Raw genomic sequence first — 18,882 nt, forward strand, 5'->3', positions numbered from 1 at the left:
ATCATTTTGAAGATTTTGAAGGATCGCTATTATCCAGGCCTCGGGGCTTGAATGCTACCTCTTCAATGTCCCACTCTTCTTCAATGGGCCTACGTGGCTGTCTCGGCGGTGGCACCGGATCGGCGTGGGGCTCACTGGAGAACTCCACCGTGGGCTGCATGGGGGTTTCGGTACGCAGGCCGCTCTGACTGTTTGAAGCGCTGCTAGTAGTGCTGTTTAAAATCGGCGGGTGGTAATCGATAAAGCGATGGCCGGGATCCACTGCTGTTTCAGAAGATGTGCCGGTTTGCTGCACATGAGCATTAGCAGCCTCAGGTTCAGTAGCAAGCACACCGGCACCGAGAGAAGCCAGCAGTTGGCTCATGGGCATAGAACTCGGCGGCGGTGCTAAACAGACACTTTCAGAACTGTCATTGGAAACAGCGTGTAGTCCCAGCCGCCGCTGGCGCCCCTGCTCGGCTAGTCCCGATGCCTGGCTATTTTCAAAGCGAATAGGTTCATCTTGCGATGGCGTCTGCCCTTGATCGTCGACTAGCCACTGATCGGTATCTACTGGGGCGGGGTTAGTGCTAGGCGCATCGCTCTCAGCCTGGGGTTCTAATTCGGGATCGAGCTCAAGTTCCGACTCGTTTTGAGGCGCTGTCGATTGGCCGCTGTCGTTATGTGGCTTTTCAACGTCACCCTCATTGGGATGCGCTGGGTAAGTGACGGGAACAGCCTCCGGCATAGGCGTTGCCTTGGGCGCTGCGCTAGGCGAAACCGTTGGCCTAACGACCGGTTCAGTAAGCGGGACATCTTCCCACGTCTCTTCACGGCGCTTACGTAGCCATACCAAAAGCGCTAACAGCAGTGCAATGGCAGCCAACGCTAAAGGCCACTGGTAGCGCTCAATTAAGGCAGCCATAGCTGGGCTATCCGTTTCATCCATGCTCGCAACGCGTGGTGCTGGAGTTTGCTCTTGAGCAGTCAACGCATCGCTTAGCGCCTGGGTCAGCGAGGCAACTTCGCCACGCAGCTCGTTAAGTTCTGCGCGCATCAACTCACGCTCTTCAAGCACCTGCTGAAGCGTCGCTTGGCTTAGGCGTAGTTGCTCGGTCAGCTCTGCACGGGTTAACGCTTCAGGCTCATCGACACCCTCTTCAATCGCGGCTTGCTCGACTGCTTCTGAACCGCCAGCGGCGAGCGCGCTATCAGGATTGCTTGATTCGTTAGCCTGCAGCGCTTGGGCGGCGGCAATGGAGGTATCAGAAACAGGCACGGAGGCTTCAACCTCCGGTAGCGCCACTGTTTGCAATGAGCCATTGCGACGATTCCGCCAAGCGTCATTCATGGCTTTGATCGCAGCGTCGGCATCGTCGTGAGACCGCGCCTGAATGCGTTCAGCGCCAGGTACGCGTAGCCTTTGCCCTGCACGCATGTCATTTATATTGCCTGATGAAAAAACGTCAGGATTGGCCTCCAGCAGCGCGACCATCATCTGCTGTACGCTCACCTCGTCGGGCTTAATACGCTCGGCAACGCCCCATAGCGTATCGCCACTGCCTACGTAAGCACTGCTGCCATTGTCGCGCTCGCTAACACTAGGCGGCACCGCGGGCCGGGGTTCATCAACTGCGGTAGGGGCAGCGGCGGTTTGAGCCTGGGCCTGTTGAGGAGAAGTCGGCTGAGAATAGCCTTGTTGAGAATAGCCCTGGGGATCAAACAGCAGGGTCACATCGCGTGATTGCTGGCCGCCGGGATACTCGATAGTTAATAACAGCTCCAGCCAAGGCTCCACCATCGGCTGCTCAGAGCTCAAGCTAACTTGGCGGCGTCCCTGCTGCTCTTGAACCTGGACGCGCACGCTGGCTGCTAATGGCGTCCATTCAAGGCCTGCTGAGGCAAACGCTGACTGCTCGGCAACGCTGACACGAATATCGTCGAGGGCGTAATCACTGCTTTCGAGCAGAGGGATCGAAGCATCTAAAGGCGCATCCAGGTATGAGCTGACACTCGCCTGCCCCAAGCCAACGGCGAGCGCTATAGGACTCACTGCACTCAACGAGAGCCAGGTAATCCATGTCAGTGTTTTTTTCATGAGTGATCCCTGATCGCCTACTTACTTTTAACTATTTGATGCCAGATTATTGTATTACGTCTGTTTTATCATAACTTAACGAAATAGCGTCGTTATTCCCACTACAGTGAGTACTAGCCGCGCAAAAAAACGGGAAGCTGCGAACAGCTTCCCGTTTTCGACTGGCGTACAACCACCAACAATTACTGTTCGCGCAGAATCTTCAGCATACGCTTAAGCGGCTCTGCGGCGCCCCACAGCAGCTGGTCACCCACGCTAAATGCAGAGAGGTATTCACCGCCCATTTGCATCTTACGCAGGCGGCCAACCGGCACTTGCAGCGTGCCAGTGGCAGCCGCAGGCGTTAAACCAGCAATGGTGGCGTCTTTATCGTTAGGAATCAGTTTGACCCACTCGTTGTGCTTGGCGATGCGATCTTCGATCTCATCCAGCGGCACATCGTGTTTCAGCTTGATAGTGAACGCTTGGCTGTGCGAGCGCATCGCGCCGATACGCACACACAGGCCATCGATGGGGATCGGGTTGTTGTCGAGGCCAAGAATCTTGTTGGTCTCAACGCTGCCCTTCCACTCTTCGCGGCTCTGGCCGTTGTCCAGCTTGGTATCGATCCACGGCAGCAGGCTACCCGCCAACGGCGCGGCAAAGTTATCGGTCGGGAAGTCACCGCTGCGCATAGCCGCCGTTACTTTGCGGTCGATATCCAGAATCGCGCTTGAGGTATCTTTTAGCTCTTCACCGACGCTGTCACGCAGTTGACCCATTTGGTTGAGCAACTCGCGCATGTGTTTAGCGCCCGAACCAGAAGCCGCCTGATAGGTCATGGAGGTCATCCACTCGACCATATCGGCTTCAAACAGACCGCCCAAGCCCATCAGCATTAGGCTCACGGTGCAGTTGCCGCCCACAAAGGTTTTGGCACCCTTGGCTAGCTGGTCGTCGATGACCTTGCGGTTGACCGGGTCTAGCACGATAGTCGCTTCATCTTCCATGCGCAGCGTGCTAGCGGCGTCAATCCAGTAGCCTTTCCAGCCTGCATTGCGAAGATCTTTATAGACGGGCTTGGTGTAGTCACCGCCCTGACAGGTGACAACAACATCCAACGCTTTGAGCGCTTCAATATCAAAGGCATCTTTCAGCGGAGGCACGTCTACACCGATGTCGGGGCCGGGCCGGCCAACCTGGGAGGTGGTGAAGAATACCGGCTCAATGCCGTTGAAATCACCATCTTCCTGCATGCGCTGCATCAGCACTGAACCCACCATGCCGCGCCATCCCACGAAACCGACTTTCAACATATGAAGTCCTCCTGCAAAGAATGAGTCTTGGTATTATACACAATTCTTTACGCTGATTTTTTGAAGCCACTTTTACTGTTTAGCAAACGCTGCCAATACCGCATCGCCCATGGCATCGGTGCCGATGGTTTGCATACCTTTTGATGCGATATCCGCGGTGCGGAGACCATCATCCAGCACGCTACCGACAGCGGCTTCAATGCGCTCTGCCATGGCATTCTCACTCAGTGAGTAGCGCAGCATCATGGCCACTGAAAGCATCATGGCCAGCGGGTTAGCCACGTTTTGACCGGCAATATCAGGCGCGCTGCCGTGGCATGGCTCGTACATGCCCTGCCCGCTTTCGTTTAGCGACGCTGAAGGCAGCATACCGATGGAGCCGGTCAGCATAGCGGCAGCATCCGACAGAATATCGCCAAACATATTGCCAGTCACCACCACGTCAAACTGCTTGGGGGCGCGCACCAGTTGCATGGCGGCGTTATCGACGTACATATGGGACAGCTCAACGTCCGGGTATTCCGGCGCTAAGCGCTCCATCACTTCCCGCCACAAAATGGTGACTTCCAGCACGTTGGCTTTGTCCACCGAGCAGAGCTTCTTGCCGCGCTTCTGGGCCATCTCGAATGCGACACGACCAATGCGCTCAATTTCGCTTTCAGAATAGATATAGGTGTTAAAGCCGACCCGTTCTCCGTTGCGTACTTCAATGCCGCGGGGCTGGCCGAAGTAGATGCCGCCGGTGAGCTCGCGAACAATCATAATATCCAGCCCGGCAACTAGCTCAGGCTTGAGGCTGGAGGCGCTGGCCAACTGCGGATAGAGCATTGCCGGGCGCAGATTGCCGAATAATCCAAGATTTTTGCGCAGCCCCAGCAGCCCTTTTTCGGGACGTTTGGAAAGGTCTTCGATTTTGTCCCACTTGGGGCCGCCCACGGCACCCAACAAAATCGCACTGGCTGCTTTGGCTTTTTCCAGGGTTTCTGCGGGTAGCGGCTCGCCATGGACATCATAAGCAGAGCCGCCCACCAAGCCCTCTTCTACTTCAATATCCAAGCCCGCTTCTTGGCAAGCTTTTAACAAGCGTGCCGCCTGCGCAGCAATCTCGGGGCCAATACCATCACCCGGCAACAATAAAACCTTATGAGTCATGCAACTTCCTTAGCATTTAATTATTGAAGACTGGCTTAAGCAGACTGACGAAACAGCCAGGGGCGTGCGGCTTTATGTTTCTGCTCAAAAGCACGAATGGCGTCTTCGTCTTTTAGCGTCAGGCCGATGTCGTCCAATCCTTCCAGCAGGCAGTGCTTGCGGAACTCATCCACTTCAAACTCTAAAATCTCGCCGCTGGGGGTAATGACGCGCTGATTCTCTAAATCCACCTCCAACTGGTAGCCTTCGTTAGCGTCCACCTCGGCAAACAGGCGATCGACCACATCTTCTGGAAAGGTGATCAGCAAAATGCCGTTTTTAAACGAGTTGTTGTAGAAGATATCGGCAAAGCTGGGTGCAATCACTACCTTGAAACCGAAATCTTCCAGCGCCCAAGGCGCGTGCTCGCGAGAGCTGCCGCAGCCAAAGTTGCGCCGCGCCAGCAACACTTCCGCGCCTGTGTAGCGCGGCTGATTCAAGACAAAATCAGGGTTCAACGGGCGCTGTGAGCAGTCCTGCCCCGGCTGACCTTCATCCAAGTAACGCAGTTCGTCAAACAGGTTAACGCCGAAGCCGGTGCGCTTGATCGACTTCAAAAACTGCTTGGGGATAATCAAGTCGGTATCGACGTTGGCGCGGTCAAGGGGCGCTACCGCACCTTCAAAACGTTCAAATTTTTTCATGGCTTAGGCCTCCTGAGCGTGAGTGGCGTCGTTGGCGGGCAAGCTGCGTACGTCAACAAAGTGACCGGCAATCGCCGCGGCCGCTGCCATGGCCGGGCTGACCAGGTGCGTGCGGCCACCGTAGCCCTGGCGCCCTTCAAAGTTGCGGTTAGAAGTAGAAGCACAGTGTTCACCGGCACCCAGTTTATCCGCGTTCATGGCCAGACACATGGAGCAGCCCGGCTCGCGCCATTCAAAACCAGCTTCAATAAAGATTTTATCCAAACCCTCGGCTTCCGCCTGACGCTTCACCAAGCCGGAACCCGGCACCACCATGGCCAACTTGATGGAATCAGCTACCTTTTTGCCCCTGGCGACTTTGGCGGCTTCGCGTAGGTCTTCAATACGCGAGTTGGTGCAGGAGCCGATAAAGATTTTATCCAGCTTGATATCGGTGATTTTCTGATTAGCGTGAAGGCCCATGTACTCTAGGGCACGGGTGTGGCTGCGCTGAACGGTTTCATCCAACGCGGCTAGCGGGTCAGGCACTTGGCCAGAAATACCGGTGACCATTTCCGGGCTGGTACCCCAGCTCACCTGTGGCTCGATCTCTTCAGCCTGCAAAGTAACAACTTTATCGAACTGGGCGTCATCATCAGAGATCAGGTTGCGCCAGTCAGCCACGGCGGCTTCCCATTGCTCTGCGGTAGGCGCAAATGGCCGCTTGGCGAGGTAATCAATGGTGGTGTCGTCCACGGCAATCAAACCTACCCGTGCACCCGCTTCAATGGCCATGTTGCACACGGTCATGCGCCCTTCCATGGAGAGCGAGGCAATCGCGCTACCGGCAAATTCAATGGCATAGCCAGTGCCGCCAGCGGTGCCGATCTTACCGATGATCGCCAGCACAACGTCTTTAGCAGTCACGCCCAGGCCCAGCTCGCCTTCGACGCGCACCTGCATATTCTTCATTTTTTGCGCCAGCAAACACTGGGTCGCCATTACGTGCTCGACTTCTGACGTGCCAATACCGTGGGCCAAGGCGCCAAAAGCACCGTGGGTAGCGGTATGGGAGTCGCCACATACCACGGTCATACCCGGCAGCGTTGCGCCCTGCTCTGGGCCGACCACGTGCACGATGCCCTGACGCGGATCGTTGATTTTGAACTCTTCAATGCCGTACTCAAGGCAGTTGTCGTCCAGGGTTTGCACCTGAATCAGCGACACTGGATCTTTAATACCGCTGTTGCCCTCAGCGCGTTCCTTAATGGTCGTCGGCACGTTATGGTCAGGCGTGGCCAAGTTGGCATCCAAACGCCACGGCTTACGATTAGCTAAACGCAGGCCTTCAAACGCCTGAGGCGAGGTCACTTCGTGAAGCAGCTGGCGGTCGATATAGATCAACGCGGTGCCGTCGTCACGCTGTTTAACCAAGTGCTGATTCCAGAGTTTGTCGTAAAGGGTTTGACCTGACATGTGGCTCTCCTGGGCGGTGCCCTGCTAGTTCGGTATGGCAGCCTCTTCGTGCTGCTTACTATGGCAATAGCATGAGTGTTACGCGACTCGCGCATAAAAGCAATTCATGTTATTCATAGATTAGATTCCAAATAGGAATAGCTATTTAAGGACTCGTCAGTGGATACCCAAAGCCTACAAGCCTTTCTGGCCGTCGCTGATACACAAAGTTTCTCCCGCGCGGCGGAACAGCTCCACCTTACTCAACCTGCGGTTAGCAAACGCATCGCTACCTTGGAGTCCCAGGTAGGTGCACGGCTGTTTGACCGCATTGGTCGGCGTATTGCGTTAACTGAAGCGGGTAATGTGCTGATGCCCCAAGCGCGGCGCATTCTATTTACCGTTGAGGACAGCCGCCGGGCGCTAGCCAATCTTTCTGGCCAAGTGGGCGGCAAGCTTACCCTGGCCACCAGCCACCATATTGGCCTGCACCGCTTACCACCGCTATTAAAGCATTACACTCAGCGCCATCCGGAAGTCGAACTCGATCTGCATTTTTTGGATTCTGAGCAGGCTTACCAGGGCGTGCTGGATGGCACTCTGGAAATGGCCGTGGTAACTCTCGCTCCCCACCCTCATGAACAGTTAGAGGTGGTCGAACTATGGCGTGATCGGCTCTGCTTTACCTGTGCGATTGACCACCCGCTTGCCAACCAAACCCCGGCCCCTCAAAGCCTACTGTCATTAGCCGATCTGTGCGAATTCAACTGCGTTATGCCTGGCGCAAAAACCTTTACCGGTTCACTAATTGAGCAGCGCTTCATTGAAGCAGGGCTAAAACTGCCGGTGAGTATGGCGACCAACTATTTAGAGACGCTAAAAATGATGTGCGGCGTAGGATTAGGCTGGAGCCTGCTGCCGGAAAAAATGATCGACAGCGAGCTAGTGGAGCTTGAAGTAGACACTGCCCCCATCCACCGCCCGTTAGGGTATTTAGTGCATACCAACCGAACACTTTCTAATGCAGCACGCAGGATGATTGAGCAGCTTGAAGCCGCCCGGCAGCATTAAGAGTCATAATGAAAGTCTTTAACCACTTATTACCGACAATGCTATTCAGCAATCGCTATTGCCACTGTATTGAGCAAATACCTCCTCCCCCGTTAGTTGCTTGGTTTTTTCTGCCAATGAGTAGTAGGCAGGCTTTTGGTCAATAAATACTTGCTCGATAATTTTCCACTCCTCATCGCTATCAAGAAGCCCTATGGGAAGCGCGTAGTGCCCATTCTGCTTTAAACGATAAAACAGGTGCGTACCACACTGTTGGCAGAAGCCACGCTCGGCCCACTCTGAAGAACTAAAGGTGGTCACATGCTCTGTACCTTCAAACGTTACATCCTCCGCAAACTCAACGGCAAATAGCGGGCCTCCACCCCAATTTCGGCACATCGAGCAGTGGCATACGCCGACATGGTTGTTTTTAGTAGTCACGCTGACGCTTACAGCGCCGCAGAGACAAGCGCCTTTGTGATGAATGGTCTTTGCCATATCTTCTCTCTCTTCATAACACTTAGTAACTTAAAATAGAGTTTCTAGTTGAATAGTTTGTCGAAAAAACTTTACCATCAGGATAGACCAAAACTGGTTAAAACTGATTTAAGAGTAACCCTAATTTTTTTACCTATGACGCTAAAACCCACAACCACGGAATTAGGGTTCGCTCTCATGAGCACTTGATGAACTTTCTCAGTTCTTTTACTGATGATATTCCTCTTCAAGTTCACGTTTTAGTCCAATTTTTACTCGAAGGTACTCCTATACACTGGAAAGATACATTTAATTACAAATGTATCGTCATTTTCATCCAGGGTAGGAATATCAACATGCATAACCGTCCTAGCTCCCTCCTGCCGATTTGCCTACTCGCCTGCCTAACGTCGGGCGTGGCATATGGGCAATCGACGATCGACGCGCAACGCGAAGCATTGGTTATCCAAGCACGTCAGGGGGCTCTGGAAACATCAATTGATGGCTTACAGACACTTTATCACCAAACACGCGATGTTCGCGTGCGTGAAGATTTAGTAGCGCTACTGGTTCGAGCCGGACGCCACCAGGAAGCACTGGCGGTTTGCACCTGGTGCCAAACGGAAAACTACAGTGATTCAGAACTTGCCAATTTAGCGGGGGCCGCGCGGAGCGCAGGTGAGTACGAACAGGCGCTGGAGTTGTTTCGAACGCTCACCTATCGCGATCCATCAAATGCTCAAGGTTGGCTTGGTCAATCGTTAGTCCATACCGATATGGGCAACTATACGCTGGCGGATATATCCCTACAGCAGTACAACCAAGTAGCTGGCACCACGACGACGGCGGGTCTTGAAGCAAGGGGCTACCTAGCCTCACAAACCGCTAATGCCATGCAAGAACTGGATGCCCGCCAAACATTGGTCGCGCAAGATCCTGGCAACACAAGTGAACTGCATGCACTTTATCGACTAGCGGTAGGCTTGGGCGCCAGCTCTGCAGCTCGACGTATTATGCAAACCAACCCTGATGTTTTCACTGAGAATGATCGCCTATGGCTTACTTATTATGAAGGGGTTACCGATATACGTCTGGGTATTCATACCGACCAGCCGACCAGAACTCGCAGTGGCTTGGCACAGTTAAATAGCGTGCTGAGTAGTGCGGAAGCACCCCAAGAACTCATCACTATCGCCGAGTACGACAAGGTAGTAGCGCTGGCCGAATTAAGACGTTTCTCAGAGGCAGAAGCGCTAGCCGTAAGACTAGAGAGCCAGCACGGCCAGTTACCCAGCTATGTTGCCCGAGCCAGAGCCCATGCTCTAAATGGCATGGGTCGCCCAAACGAGGCTATCACTCTCTACGAAAACCTGATTCGACAATCCCCGGCGCAGGCCACAAATCCAGACGATCCGCTTAACGAAGGGCTGTTCTACAGTTACACCGATGCCCAGCGCTTTCGCGATGCTGACAGACTATTAGAAGAGTGGCGCGCCAATGAACCCGAGCAACGCTTGGACTTCACTCAAACCGTTCGTATCGAAAATCCCAACTACCAAAAAGTATTGATGTTAGGTGTTTTACTTGATGCCTGGCGCGGCCGCACCGACGAGGCCAGCGAACGTCTCGCAGAGTATCAGAGCCAAGCACCTGCCGACCCTTACTTGTGGCTGTTAAAAGGCGATATTGAGCGTGACCGGGGATTGCCAAGAAGAGCCGAAGAGTCCTTCCAGCAGGCCATCCCTTTATTGTCACCAGAACAGCAGGAAGGCGCAGAACACGGGATACTGCTTTCTCGCTTACAGCGCGGCCAGTGGAAAGGAACAACCACCGAAATTGCCAAAGAAATTTCAGAAGCCCGGCCAAGTGCATCAAGGGACGATATGGCTCGTGAGTGGCGCGAACTGCGTGCTCCTCAGTTGAGCAGCTCGTTTGAGCGTAGTAAGGGCTCAGGCAGTGGCACCCAGGCTTCCCGGGAGTGGACCTATGAAGTGCTGCTGGAAGGACCTCGCAATGACAACGGCTCCCGCCCGTTCGCGCAGCGTATTGGCCAGTTCGGCGAGTTTGATGATGAAAATCTCTATGCCTCTTACAACGTGGCTGGCTACGAATGGAATCTGCACCCTGCCACGGTGACCCTGGCAGCGGGACATGGCTCACAGCTCAACGAGGATTTCATGGCGCTTGCAGAACTGCAATACGCGCCAACGGATCACATCTCCACCACGCTGGGCGTCGAAATCAACACTAGTGATACTCCACTGCGAGCTCTGCGCGATGGCATTAATGCCGACCGCTATCGCGCTGAACTGGCTTATCGTCGCGATGAGCGAGGTGCAGGTGCAATCGGTGTAATGGCTACCGACTTTGACGATAGCAACCTACGCCAATCTGTGTACGGGTACTGGGACCAAACTCTCTACCACCTAGACCGCTGGCAAATTAATGCTGAGGTTCAAGCGTCTGCTTCGCGTAATGATGAGGTGGAAGCCAGCTATTTCAATCCAGAACGGGATGCCAGCCTAGCGGGCGTCTTATCAGTTGATTATGAGATTCCGCTCGATTACCGACAGTCCTTTATCCAGACCTTCTCGCTAGGTTCAGGTCGTTACTGGCAGAAAGATTACGACAGTGAAAATACATGGTCAGTGGGATACCAGCATAGCTGGGAGCTCGCCCCCAATGTGAGCTTCGAGTACGGCATCGCACGCGAAAGAGCCGTCTACGACGGCGTTCCTGAATACGACAATGTTATTTCAGCCGGCTTTGTATGGAGATTCCTATGACACTCTGGCGCGTCATTATATTGAGTGCGGTATTGCTGGTTATCGTCAATATTCAGCAGGCCCAGGCCGCCCGTTTAACAGGCGATTATGTAGTTATCAGCTACCACGATATCGTGGATGCCAGTGTCACCCCCGAACTGGATATATACTCGCAGACCATCACCCGTAGTCGGTTAATTGAACACTTCAACCTGATTTCCGTGGGTGGTTATAACCCGGTAAGTTTGCAACAAATTATTGATGCCAAAGCGGGTGGGCCACCTCTGCCCGAAAAAGCCGTGCTGCTGACCTTCGATGATGGCTATCGCAGCTTCTACGATATCGTCTTTCCATTACTAAAACTGTATAACTTCCCCGCGGTGCAAGCAGTGGTGGGCAGTTGGTTGGATGTGCCCGCTGGTGGGCGGGTGAACTATGGCAATATCACCCTCCCCCGCGAACGTTTTCTTACCTGGGAGCAAGTCAAGACCCTAGATGAATCCCCGCTGGTGGAAATTGCCTCCCACTCTTACGACCTGCATTACGGGGCTAAGGGCAACCCCATGGGCAACGAGCAAGCGGCCGCCGTAACCAGCATCTGGGATGAGCGCAACGGTTACGAAAGCGAGGCGGACTACCTGGAACGGCTACGTGAAGATATGGCGCGGACGCAGCAGCGTTTTCAAGAGCAGATGGGCCAATCTCCACGCATCATGGTCTGGCCTTACGGCGCCTACAGTGAAGCGACACTCAATCTAGCCGCGGAATATGGCATGGACTACACCTTCAGCCTACTCAGCGCGCCTAATCAGCTTAGCGACCCCATGCGGGCCATGAACCGCTATCTCATCGACCAGGAAACCAGCCTGGAAACCATAGAAGAGATCCTTGCCAACCGCGTGTGGGAGCTAGAAAAGCTGCGTATTGTGCATGTTGACCTGGATTATGTGTATGACCCTGATCCCATTCAGCAGGAGCAAAATCTCGACAGGCTCATCGAGCGTATCGCCGAGTACGGCGTCAGCACCGTTTATCTTCAGGCCTATGCAGACCCCGATGGCGACGGCGTTGCCGATGAGCTTTACTTCCCCAACCGCCACCTACCGGTTAGAGCCGATCTTTTTAACCGCGTCGCTTGGCAGTTAAAAAAACGCGCCAATGTAAAGGTCTACGCGTGGATGCCGGTGCTAGCGTTTGACTTGGGATCTGGTTATCAATATGTCACCGATGTAAGAACTGGCCAGGAGTCACCCGATCAATACCGTCGACTTTCTCCCTACGTACAAGAAAACCGCAACATCATTCGAGAAATCTATCTAGATCTTGGCCGACTAACCAAGTTCGACGGCTTGCTGTTTCACGATGACGCCTTCTTTACCGACTTTGAAGACGCCAACCCAGAAGCCTTGGCAGCCTATGAAAGCGCTTCTTTACCAAGAGATATAAACGCAATTCGCGACGACGATGGCCTGATGGATTCATGGACTCGCTTTAAAATGGAGTATTTAACCGATCTCACTTTAGAGCTGGAGCGGGCGGCTAACTACTACCGCCAGACTGACAACAAGACATTCACCACGGCTCGCAATATATATGCCGTCACGGTGATGGAGCCAAACAGCAAGCGCTGGTTTGCCCAAGACATTCAAAACTTCGCCAATGGCTACGACTACGTCGCCGTGATGGCCATGCCCTACATGGAGGAAGCGGACAATCCTAATGAGTGGTTGAGGAGCCTTGCCCAGCGTTCGCTAGCACAGGTAAGCGCCGACCAATTGGTCTTTGAACTGCAAGCACAGGATTGGCGCACCCAAACCCCCATACCCAGTGAGGAGATGGCCCAATGGGTGCGCATACTGCGCGAAGAGGGCATCAAAAACATTGGCTATTATCCGGATGATTTTCATCAAAACCATCCTGCCATGAATGTGATGAGGCCAGTGTTCTCCATCGGACGTCGGTTTAAGGCCATCCCATGAACATACTCGACTCTCTGGCGGTCTTCACCCTGGGCTACCCCAGCTTAATGGCGACCATATGGATCTGTGGAGGCATCTATTTTTACCTGCATTGGGAGCGCAAGCAGCCCTGGCCAAACACGTTTGTATGGGACGAAAACACCCCTAGCGTCACGGTGCTACTGCCCTGTTATAACGAAGGAGCCAATGTGGATGAAACGGTTCATCACCTTTTCAAACAGAACTACCCGCACATGGAAGTTATTGCCGTTAACGATGGCAGCAAAGATGACACCGGCAGCCGACTTGACGCCTTAGCGCTGAAGTACCCCGCGTTAACCGTGCTCCACCAAGACAATCAAGGCAAAGCTAGTGCCTTGAATAATGGATTAAGCCAAGCCACCGGCGACATCATCGTCGGGATTGATGGTGACGCGATACTCGACTACGACGCCATTGGGTATATGGTTGGCCATTTTCTTAGCAGCCCAAAGGTGAGTGGGGTTACCGGAAACCCCAGGGTGAGAACTCGCTCCACCGCTATCGGCAAGATTCAAACCGGCGAGTTTTCCGCCATTATCGGCCTGATCAAGCGTGCACAGCGCATATACGGAATGGTATTTACCATTTCCGGCGTCATTTGTGCGTTTCGGCGTAAAGCACTGGAAGAAATTGGCGGTTGGAACACCGATATGATCACCGAAGATATCGATGTTAGTTGGCGCTTACAGATTTTAGGTGGGCAAGTTCGCTACGAGCCCAGAGCCATGTGTTGGGTGCTTATGCCCGAAACTCTGCGCGGGCTCTTCAAGCAGCGACTTCGGTGGGCCCAAGGTGGCGGCGAGGTTTTCCTACGCTACTTCTCCCAGACTATTCGCTGGAAAAACCGCGGTTTCTGGCTCCTCATGCTGGAATATATCGTCAGTGTGGCCTGGTGCTACTCAGTGATCGCACTGTTGATCGCCTGGCTGGTTTCTCAAGTTGTAATGCCCATGGCATGGCCCATTACCGCACAGTTGCTCACCTATTTTGGCAGCATCCTGATCGCCATCAGCTTTATCCAGTTCACTGTCAGTTTCTATATTGACAGCCGCTACGATAAAGAGATATTCCGCTGCGTTTACTGGAGTATCTGGTACCCGTTCGCCTATTGGATCATCAATATGGTCACCGTCGTTATCGCCTTTCCCAGAGCCATGATGCGCCAAAAGGGAAGGCCCGCCACCTGGACTAGTCCGGACAGAGGGGAGCAATTCCATGAACAATAAACTAATGCCCGTTATCATCGATAACCCCTGCCAGAAAGGTTGGGGCTACAGATCCCGCGATACCTTAATCACCCTGGCCACCCTCGCACTGTGGATACTGGTGATATCCAGGATGTATATGTTCTTTATTGTGGAAGAAGCGATTCTTGAAAAGCTCTACGCTTCTGTAATGATCAAGGTGGTGCTAATCGGTTTTGTGGTCACCTTCCTGACCTTTCACTGCTGGGCCGTTTATAAAAAATATCTTTACACTAGCTACTTAAAGCGGCAGCTGCGCCACCTCCAGCAGCCAACGCTGACAATAGAGAACGACACGGATAACGAAATAGACTGCAAAATCGAAAGCTACCAAATGCACGAACAAGAAAAAGCCGGCATACCCAACCAAGCAACTAGCTAAACCAGCACGCGTCATTCCATTCAGGCCTCAAAGCCTGAATGGAAAGCACTTCTTCGCTTAATAACAAGCATGTCAGGTACGCAAAGCGAGGCACCCAAGCAGCGCCAAAGCCTAAGGCAGGCGAGCCAATCTTTCCGCCCATGCATCTCCGCATTTATTAGTACGAAAGATGGGGGCTTAGAGCCTGCAGCAGAGATATGTACTCATCATATGCACATAACTCGAACCACCGAGTAAGCCCAACACAACCATTAAGGTTATAATCACAGACTATGCCAAACCCACTCGAATAATGAACGCTCAGCCCCAGGCCTATGACTGTGAACACCCTCCATCGAAATGAAAAAAGCCGAGCCAAACCTGTTCGCAAAGGCCTGCACCCTAGGAATCTACACAACCAAGGCTATGACTTCCCCGCTCTCGTAAAAAGCCACCCAGCACTAGCTCCCCATGTGAAACCGAACGCTCATGGCGCACTTTCCATCGATTTCGCAGACCCATTGGCAGTCAAAACGCTCAACGCCGCGTTATTAAACCGATACTACAATATTGTCGACTGGGACATTCCAGAAGGCGCGCTTTGCCCTCCCATCCCAGGCAGAGCCGACTATATCCATTACATGGCGGACTTAATTGCGCTTGGACGCGAACAGCCCAGCATCAAGCTGCTCGATATAGGGACGGGAGCCAATGGCATCTACCCGCTACTGGCCTGCCAAATTTACGGCTGGCAGTGTGTGGGTAGTGACATTAACGTTCGGTCACTTGAGAACGTAGCCACGATCATCACCAACAACCCCACCCTTAAAGATTGCTTCACGTTGCGCACGCAGCACGATAAAAACCACATTTTTGAAGGGATCATTCAAGCTGGGGAGTTCTTTGACGTCAGCGTATGCAACCCACCCTTCCATGCCTCGCTCGATGAAGCTCTTAAAGGTAGCCAGCTCAAACACAATAACCTTGCGCGTAGTCGCGGTGAACAAAAAGCAAAAACCAAATCTCCCGTTTTGAACTTTGGCGGGCTAGGGGCAGAGCTTTGGTGTAAGGGGGGCGAACAGCTGTTTCTCAAAAAGCTAATAAGAGAAAGCCAAGTGTATTCAACTCAATGCCGCTGGTTTAGCAGCCTGGTTTCAAAAACCGACAATGTTAAGCCTGCAATGAAGTTGATTCGTAAGCTAGGTGCCGTTGATATACGGGAAATAGAGATGAAGCAGGGAAATAAAGTTACCAGAGTATTGGCCTGGACATTTATGTGAGCCGTACCCGAGGTGGCGCATGATGGTACGACGCCTGCCGTGAGATTAGTCCGATTAGCACATCGCCCTAGAAGAAGACACGGCAAGTCGAACTTGTGCTCAATCAGATAGTACACTGCATGTTCAAAGATGCTGGTTAGAGCTGATCTTGGTAGTTGATCACCACCATGGCATTTTGATCGTGGTTATAAGGCTTGAAGCGCGGCATGCTGACTACTCCTCATCTGTTTTTCCCGATCCTACCAAACTTAGGCGTCAAAGGGGTTTTTCTACAGCCTCAACGTTTGGTTAAGGGGCGGGCTTTAGCCTGTCCCGAGTGAGCGAAGCGAACGGCCTTGAAACGTTTGTTAGGCGTTATTTAAGTACTCATCGACGACGTTCCACGTGCTCGTCAGTAACTTTGCACGATCTTCCGAGTCGGCCGCGTGAGCCTCGCCGTGGCGCAATGGGTCAGCTGCCGCCTTTATTGCGCGGATGGTTTGTTCGTCGCTACCAGAAACTTCTCGGAGTTTTGCCCACTGTGTGGACTTATTATCGGCAGACAAACCATGCACAGCGGCACAATGATGGCGCAGTGACTCAATTGCACGATAGCAGTAAAAGCCAGTGTCATCAGCGTGCTTCATGGCGGAAACTAGATCACTGAAGCAGCGATTCAAGAGCATACCGTTTGGACCAATTGTCTTCTCCCTGAGTTTGAACAGGGCGTCTTGCAAGTCGACTGTATTGTCTCGATCGGCAAGGCATGGAATATCAATGCCAAAGACGTAATCGATTTCGCGGCTTTGATTTAGGACACGGGTAATCTCAAAGTCGTAGGCGTAACCTTTGAGATAGCCCACCATTGCCAAATGGTTTTGGATAATATTTTTAACGACATTTCGTAAATCAAATATATCCCAATCGTGCTCACTCTCTATCCACACAGCAATCTGGTTTAAAACGATGCTTATTCTTGCTGTGCCATTTACTCCTGATGCGACATGTGAAAATCCTAGGGTAATTTGAAGCGATAACTGAGCTCGCTCTGGAACTACAACGCCACTGAAGAAGTACGGTTCCATAGTGTGAATGCCTAACAGGTATTAGAAGGCGCGTTCTATGATTGGATGAACGCACCAGCATGGTTACTAAGCAAATATAGCCCACCTTTTAGTGTGTAACCATATGATTTTAAATTAAATTAATAATTAGGCTCTATTTTCAGAATTCGCACTCTTGCGCGTTTTGCCAAGCTCAATAACTCTGTATGTATATCCACCATCAGGAGATAGATACCAAATGGATATGCAAAGCAGGCCTCCGAAACTAATGAATTGTGTGAAAACTGTTATACGGATAAAGCGCTATAGCCCACTTACTGAAAAAATATACTGCTGCTGAATACAATGCTTCATTAGTCTGAATAAAGCATCGTTTCTCACCTCTTGAAGCAAAACCACGCAACCGATACGGCACACTTGGGCTAAGTTTAAACGCTCCAATTGCGACCGTGCCTGACTCATTAACCATACCTTATTGATAAAATTGGCTTAGGTCACGTGTCGGTGCAAAAAAGTTGTCTGTCAGGGCAAAAGCTCTTTGGTTGCCTTAATCTGGTCCCGCTGCACGGTACTTTCACGGGTGCCTCGCTTCGCTCGTTACCATACGCTTCGAAAAGCCCCTACTCCTAACTCTTAGCTTTCCGCTAGCCTTCCTATGCAAATCCGATTAGCCTGCTAATTCACTATTAAGGGTTTGGCATGGAAGAGACGAATTCTCGGCAGCGCTTGGCGGGCGTGCTGATTCTACTTGGATTGATCACGCAAATTATTGGCTTTACCGGCTGGTTGAGCACCGCGCATGCGGTGAGCTATTTGCTGTGGGCGGCGGTTGTGTTGCTGTGGCGGGATATTCCGAAGCGTTCGCGTATCCAGGCGGGCGTGCTGATTGCGCTAGGCGTGGGCATGCTGCTGGTAGCGCGGTTTGTTTACGGCGCCGAGGTGGATTGGGCCGCTATGTTGCAGGGCAATTCGTTTGTGGCGGCCATGCTGGTGGGCGTTAGCTTTATCTCGCTGATTGGCAAGCAAGGCAATAAGGGCGCGACAGGCAGCCGAGTGACCGGGGCGGGTGGTGTGCTGCGCACCTGGCTGGGTGTGCACTTCCTGGGTACGATTTTGAATCTCTCTACCGTGTTTATGGTGGGCGATAAGCTGGCCCGGCGCGGCCCCCTCACCACTCCCCAACTGTTGGCACTTAACCGCGGGCTTTCCAGCGCGGCGCTGTGGTCGCCGTTTTTCGCTTCCATGGGTGTCGTGATCGCATTAGTACCCGAGGTGCAGTACGCGCAAATTGCCGTGGTGGGTTTTCCCATTGCGATGCTGTCGGGGCTGTTAACCACGCTGGAACTACGGCGCCGGTTTGACCTCAGCGAAGTGGATGGCTATTCCCTGGCGCCGCGCAGTCTATTTATGCCAGTAGGTATGGCAGCGTTGGTGATGCTGTTTCACTTTGTGCTCACCCCTGCCCTTACCATTGTCAGCATTATTACCTTTTTGCTGCCCAGCGTGGCGGTGATGAGCAACCTACCCCATGGGCCCCGCCTTACTATGCACCGCCTCCGCCAGCACACCACCACGCGGCTACCCGCCATGCGTGGAGAGATTTCGCTGTTTTTAGCCGCAGGACTATTAACGATTGGCCTTTCAACATTGGTCACGGCAGCGGCTGGCAGCGATTGGACGCTTTTCACCCGCTTCGGCACGCCCCAGGCGATGCTCAGCTTTGCAGCAATTACGTTGAGCGCACTGGCAGGTTTGCATCCAATTATTGGCGTGTCGGTGCTAGCTTCAATACTTAACTTGCAGGACGGTGAGCAAACCGTGTTCGCGTTTGTGGCATTAACGTCGTGGGCGGTGGGCACCAGTGTGGGCCCACTTTCAGGAATCAATCTCTCGCTGCAGGGGCGTTACGGGGTGAGCGGTTATCGCATGATGAAAAATAACCTGCTCTACGCTGCAGTGATGAGCCTGCTTTCGTTAGGGGCAATTGCAGGCGTGAGTTACCTAGTGGGCTAGTTGGCTCG

At 52.9% G+C, this 18,882-nt stretch carries 14 protein-coding genes; 7 read left to right on the forward strand and 7 right to left on the reverse strand.

The features are described 5' to 3' along the window. Position 1: 1 nt before the first annotated feature. From QHL1GM_RS04745 to leuC, 5 genes are all read right to left on the reverse strand, one after another. The gene (locus QHL1GM_RS04745; RefSeq protein WP_071693440.1) at positions 2-2,077 is read right to left on the reverse strand and encodes a FimV family protein; all 2,076 of its coding nucleotides are present in this window, start codon (positions 2,075-2,077) and stop codon (positions 2-4) included. 182 nt (positions 2,078-2,259) lie between these two features. Further along, positions 2,260-3,372: an aspartate-semialdehyde dehydrogenase gene (gene asd / locus QHL1GM_RS04750; protein ID WP_071693441.1), complete on the reverse strand. Its 1,113-nt coding sequence runs from the start codon at positions 3,370-3,372 to the stop codon at positions 2,260-2,262. Between the two features lie 72 nt (positions 3,373-3,444). Continuing rightward, positions 3,445-4,524, reverse strand: a complete 1,080-nt coding sequence (gene leuB, locus QHL1GM_RS04755; RefSeq protein ID WP_071693442.1) for a 3-isopropylmalate dehydrogenase — start codon at positions 4,522-4,524, stop codon at positions 3,445-3,447. 35 nt (positions 4,525-4,559) lie between these two features. Further along, complete coding sequence (leuD, locus tag QHL1GM_RS04760; protein WP_071693443.1) at positions 4,560-5,207, reverse strand: 3-isopropylmalate dehydratase small subunit; 648 nt, start codon at positions 5,205-5,207, stop codon at positions 4,560-4,562. 3 nt (positions 5,208-5,210) lie between these two features. Next, complete coding sequence (gene leuC, locus QHL1GM_RS04765; protein ID WP_071693444.1) at positions 5,211-6,662, reverse strand: 3-isopropylmalate dehydratase large subunit; 1,452 nt, start codon at positions 6,660-6,662, stop codon at positions 5,211-5,213. A gap of 159 nt (positions 6,663-6,821) precedes the next feature. On the opposite strand from leuC, the gene QHL1GM_RS04770 reads away from it, so the two are divergent. After that, positions 6,822-7,712, forward strand: a complete 891-nt coding sequence (locus tag QHL1GM_RS04770; protein WP_071693445.1) for a LysR family transcriptional regulator — start codon at positions 6,822-6,824, stop codon at positions 7,710-7,712. Between the two features lie 45 nt (positions 7,713-7,757). Here the strand turns inward: QHL1GM_RS04770 and QHL1GM_RS04775 are convergent, their stop codons facing one another. Further along, positions 7,758-8,189: a GFA family protein gene (locus QHL1GM_RS04775; RefSeq protein ID WP_071693446.1), complete on the reverse strand. Its 432-nt coding sequence runs from the start codon at positions 8,187-8,189 to the stop codon at positions 7,758-7,760. Positions 8,190-8,524: 335 nt separating this feature from the next. On the opposite strand from QHL1GM_RS04775, the gene pgaA reads away from it, so the two are divergent. The 5 genes from pgaA (at position 8,525) to rlmF (ending at position 15,818) form a co-directional block, all read left to right on the forward strand. Continuing rightward, a complete protein-coding gene (pgaA, locus tag QHL1GM_RS04780) occupies positions 8,525-10,954 on the forward strand; it encodes a poly-beta-1,6 N-acetyl-D-glucosamine export porin PgaA (RefSeq protein WP_071693447.1) in 2,430 nt (809 codons plus the stop codon). Next, a complete protein-coding gene (gene pgaB, locus QHL1GM_RS04785) occupies positions 10,951-12,912 on the forward strand; it encodes a poly-beta-1,6-N-acetyl-D-glucosamine N-deacetylase PgaB (RefSeq protein WP_071693448.1) in 1,962 nt (653 codons plus the stop codon). Before pgaA ends, pgaB begins: the two co-directional genes overlap by 4 nt. Next, the gene (gene pgaC / locus QHL1GM_RS04790; protein ID WP_071693449.1) at positions 12,909-14,159 is read left to right on the forward strand and encodes a poly-beta-1,6-N-acetyl-D-glucosamine synthase; all 1,251 of its coding nucleotides are present in this window, start codon (positions 12,909-12,911) and stop codon (positions 14,157-14,159) included. The genes pgaB and pgaC overlap by 4 nt, the downstream gene beginning before the upstream one ends. Further along, the gene (locus QHL1GM_RS04795; RefSeq protein ID WP_071693450.1) at positions 14,149-14,559 is read left to right on the forward strand and encodes a hypothetical protein; all 411 of its coding nucleotides are present in this window, start codon (positions 14,149-14,151) and stop codon (positions 14,557-14,559) included. The genes pgaC and QHL1GM_RS04795 overlap by 11 nt, the downstream gene beginning before the upstream one ends. Before the next feature lie 314 nt (positions 14,560-14,873). Continuing rightward, on the forward strand, positions 14,874-15,818 hold the full coding sequence (rlmF, locus tag QHL1GM_RS04800) for a 23S rRNA (adenine(1618)-N(6))-methyltransferase RlmF (RefSeq protein WP_254795260.1): 945 nt from the start codon (positions 14,874-14,876) through the stop codon (positions 15,816-15,818). 347 nt (positions 15,819-16,165) lie between these two features. Here the strand turns inward: rlmF and QHL1GM_RS04810 are convergent, their stop codons facing one another. Then, positions 16,166-16,882 (reverse strand): hypothetical protein, encoded by a 717-nt coding sequence (locus QHL1GM_RS04810; protein ID WP_071693451.1) that lies wholly within the window; start codon positions 16,880-16,882, stop codon positions 16,166-16,168. Positions 16,883-17,560: 678 nt separating this feature from the next. Here QHL1GM_RS04810 and QHL1GM_RS04815 point away from each other — a divergent pair. After that, positions 17,561-18,874, forward strand: coding sequence for a hypothetical protein (locus QHL1GM_RS04815; RefSeq protein WP_071693452.1), 1,314 nt, complete (start codon positions 17,561-17,563; stop codon positions 18,872-18,874). The last annotated feature ends 8 nt before the right edge of the window (positions 18,875-18,882 follow it).

Origin of the sequence: Halomonas sp. QHL1, from assembly GCF_001882345.1 — a bacterium.
Lineage (GTDB): Bacteria > Pseudomonadota > Gammaproteobacteria > Pseudomonadales > Halomonadaceae > Vreelandella.

Coding starts and splice junctions, on each gene's coding strand:
- leuB (WP_071693442.1), bottom strand. CDS start 4,524: ATGACTCATAAGGTTTTATTGTTGCCGGGTGATGGTATTGGCCCCGAG.
- QHL1GM_RS04795 (WP_071693450.1), top strand. CDS start 14,149: ATGAACAATAAACTAATGCCCGTTATCATCGATAACCCCTGCCAGAAA.
- QHL1GM_RS04815 (WP_071693452.1), top strand. CDS start 17,561: ATGGAAGAGACGAATTCTCGGCAGCGCTTGGCGGGCGTGCTGATTCTA.
- QHL1GM_RS04775 (WP_071693446.1), bottom strand. CDS start 8,189: ATGGCAAAGACCATTCATCACAAAGGCGCTTGTCTCTGCGGCGCTGTA.
- pgaC (WP_071693449.1), top strand. CDS start 12,909: ATGAACATACTCGACTCTCTGGCGGTCTTCACCCTGGGCTACCCCAGC.
- pgaA (WP_071693447.1), top strand. CDS start 8,525: ATGCATAACCGTCCTAGCTCCCTCCTGCCGATTTGCCTACTCGCCTGC.
- rlmF (WP_254795260.1), top strand. CDS start 14,874: ATGACTGTGAACACCCTCCATCGAAATGAAAAAAGCCGAGCCAAACCT.
- leuD (WP_071693443.1), bottom strand. CDS start 5,207: ATGAAAAAATTTGAACGTTTTGAAGGTGCGGTAGCGCCCCTTGACCGC.
- asd (WP_071693441.1), bottom strand. CDS start 3,372: ATGTTGAAAGTCGGTTTCGTGGGATGGCGCGGCATGGTGGGTTCAGTG.
- leuC (WP_071693444.1), bottom strand. CDS start 6,662: ATGTCAGGTCAAACCCTTTACGACAAACTCTGGAATCAGCACTTGGTT.
- QHL1GM_RS04745 (WP_071693440.1), bottom strand. CDS start 2,077: ATGAAAAAAACACTGACATGGATTACCTGGCTCTCGTTGAGTGCAGTG.
- QHL1GM_RS04810 (WP_071693451.1), bottom strand. CDS start 16,882: ATGGAACCGTACTTCTTCAGTGGCGTTGTAGTTCCAGAGCGAGCTCAG.
- pgaB (WP_071693448.1), top strand. CDS start 10,951: ATGACACTCTGGCGCGTCATTATATTGAGTGCGGTATTGCTGGTTATC.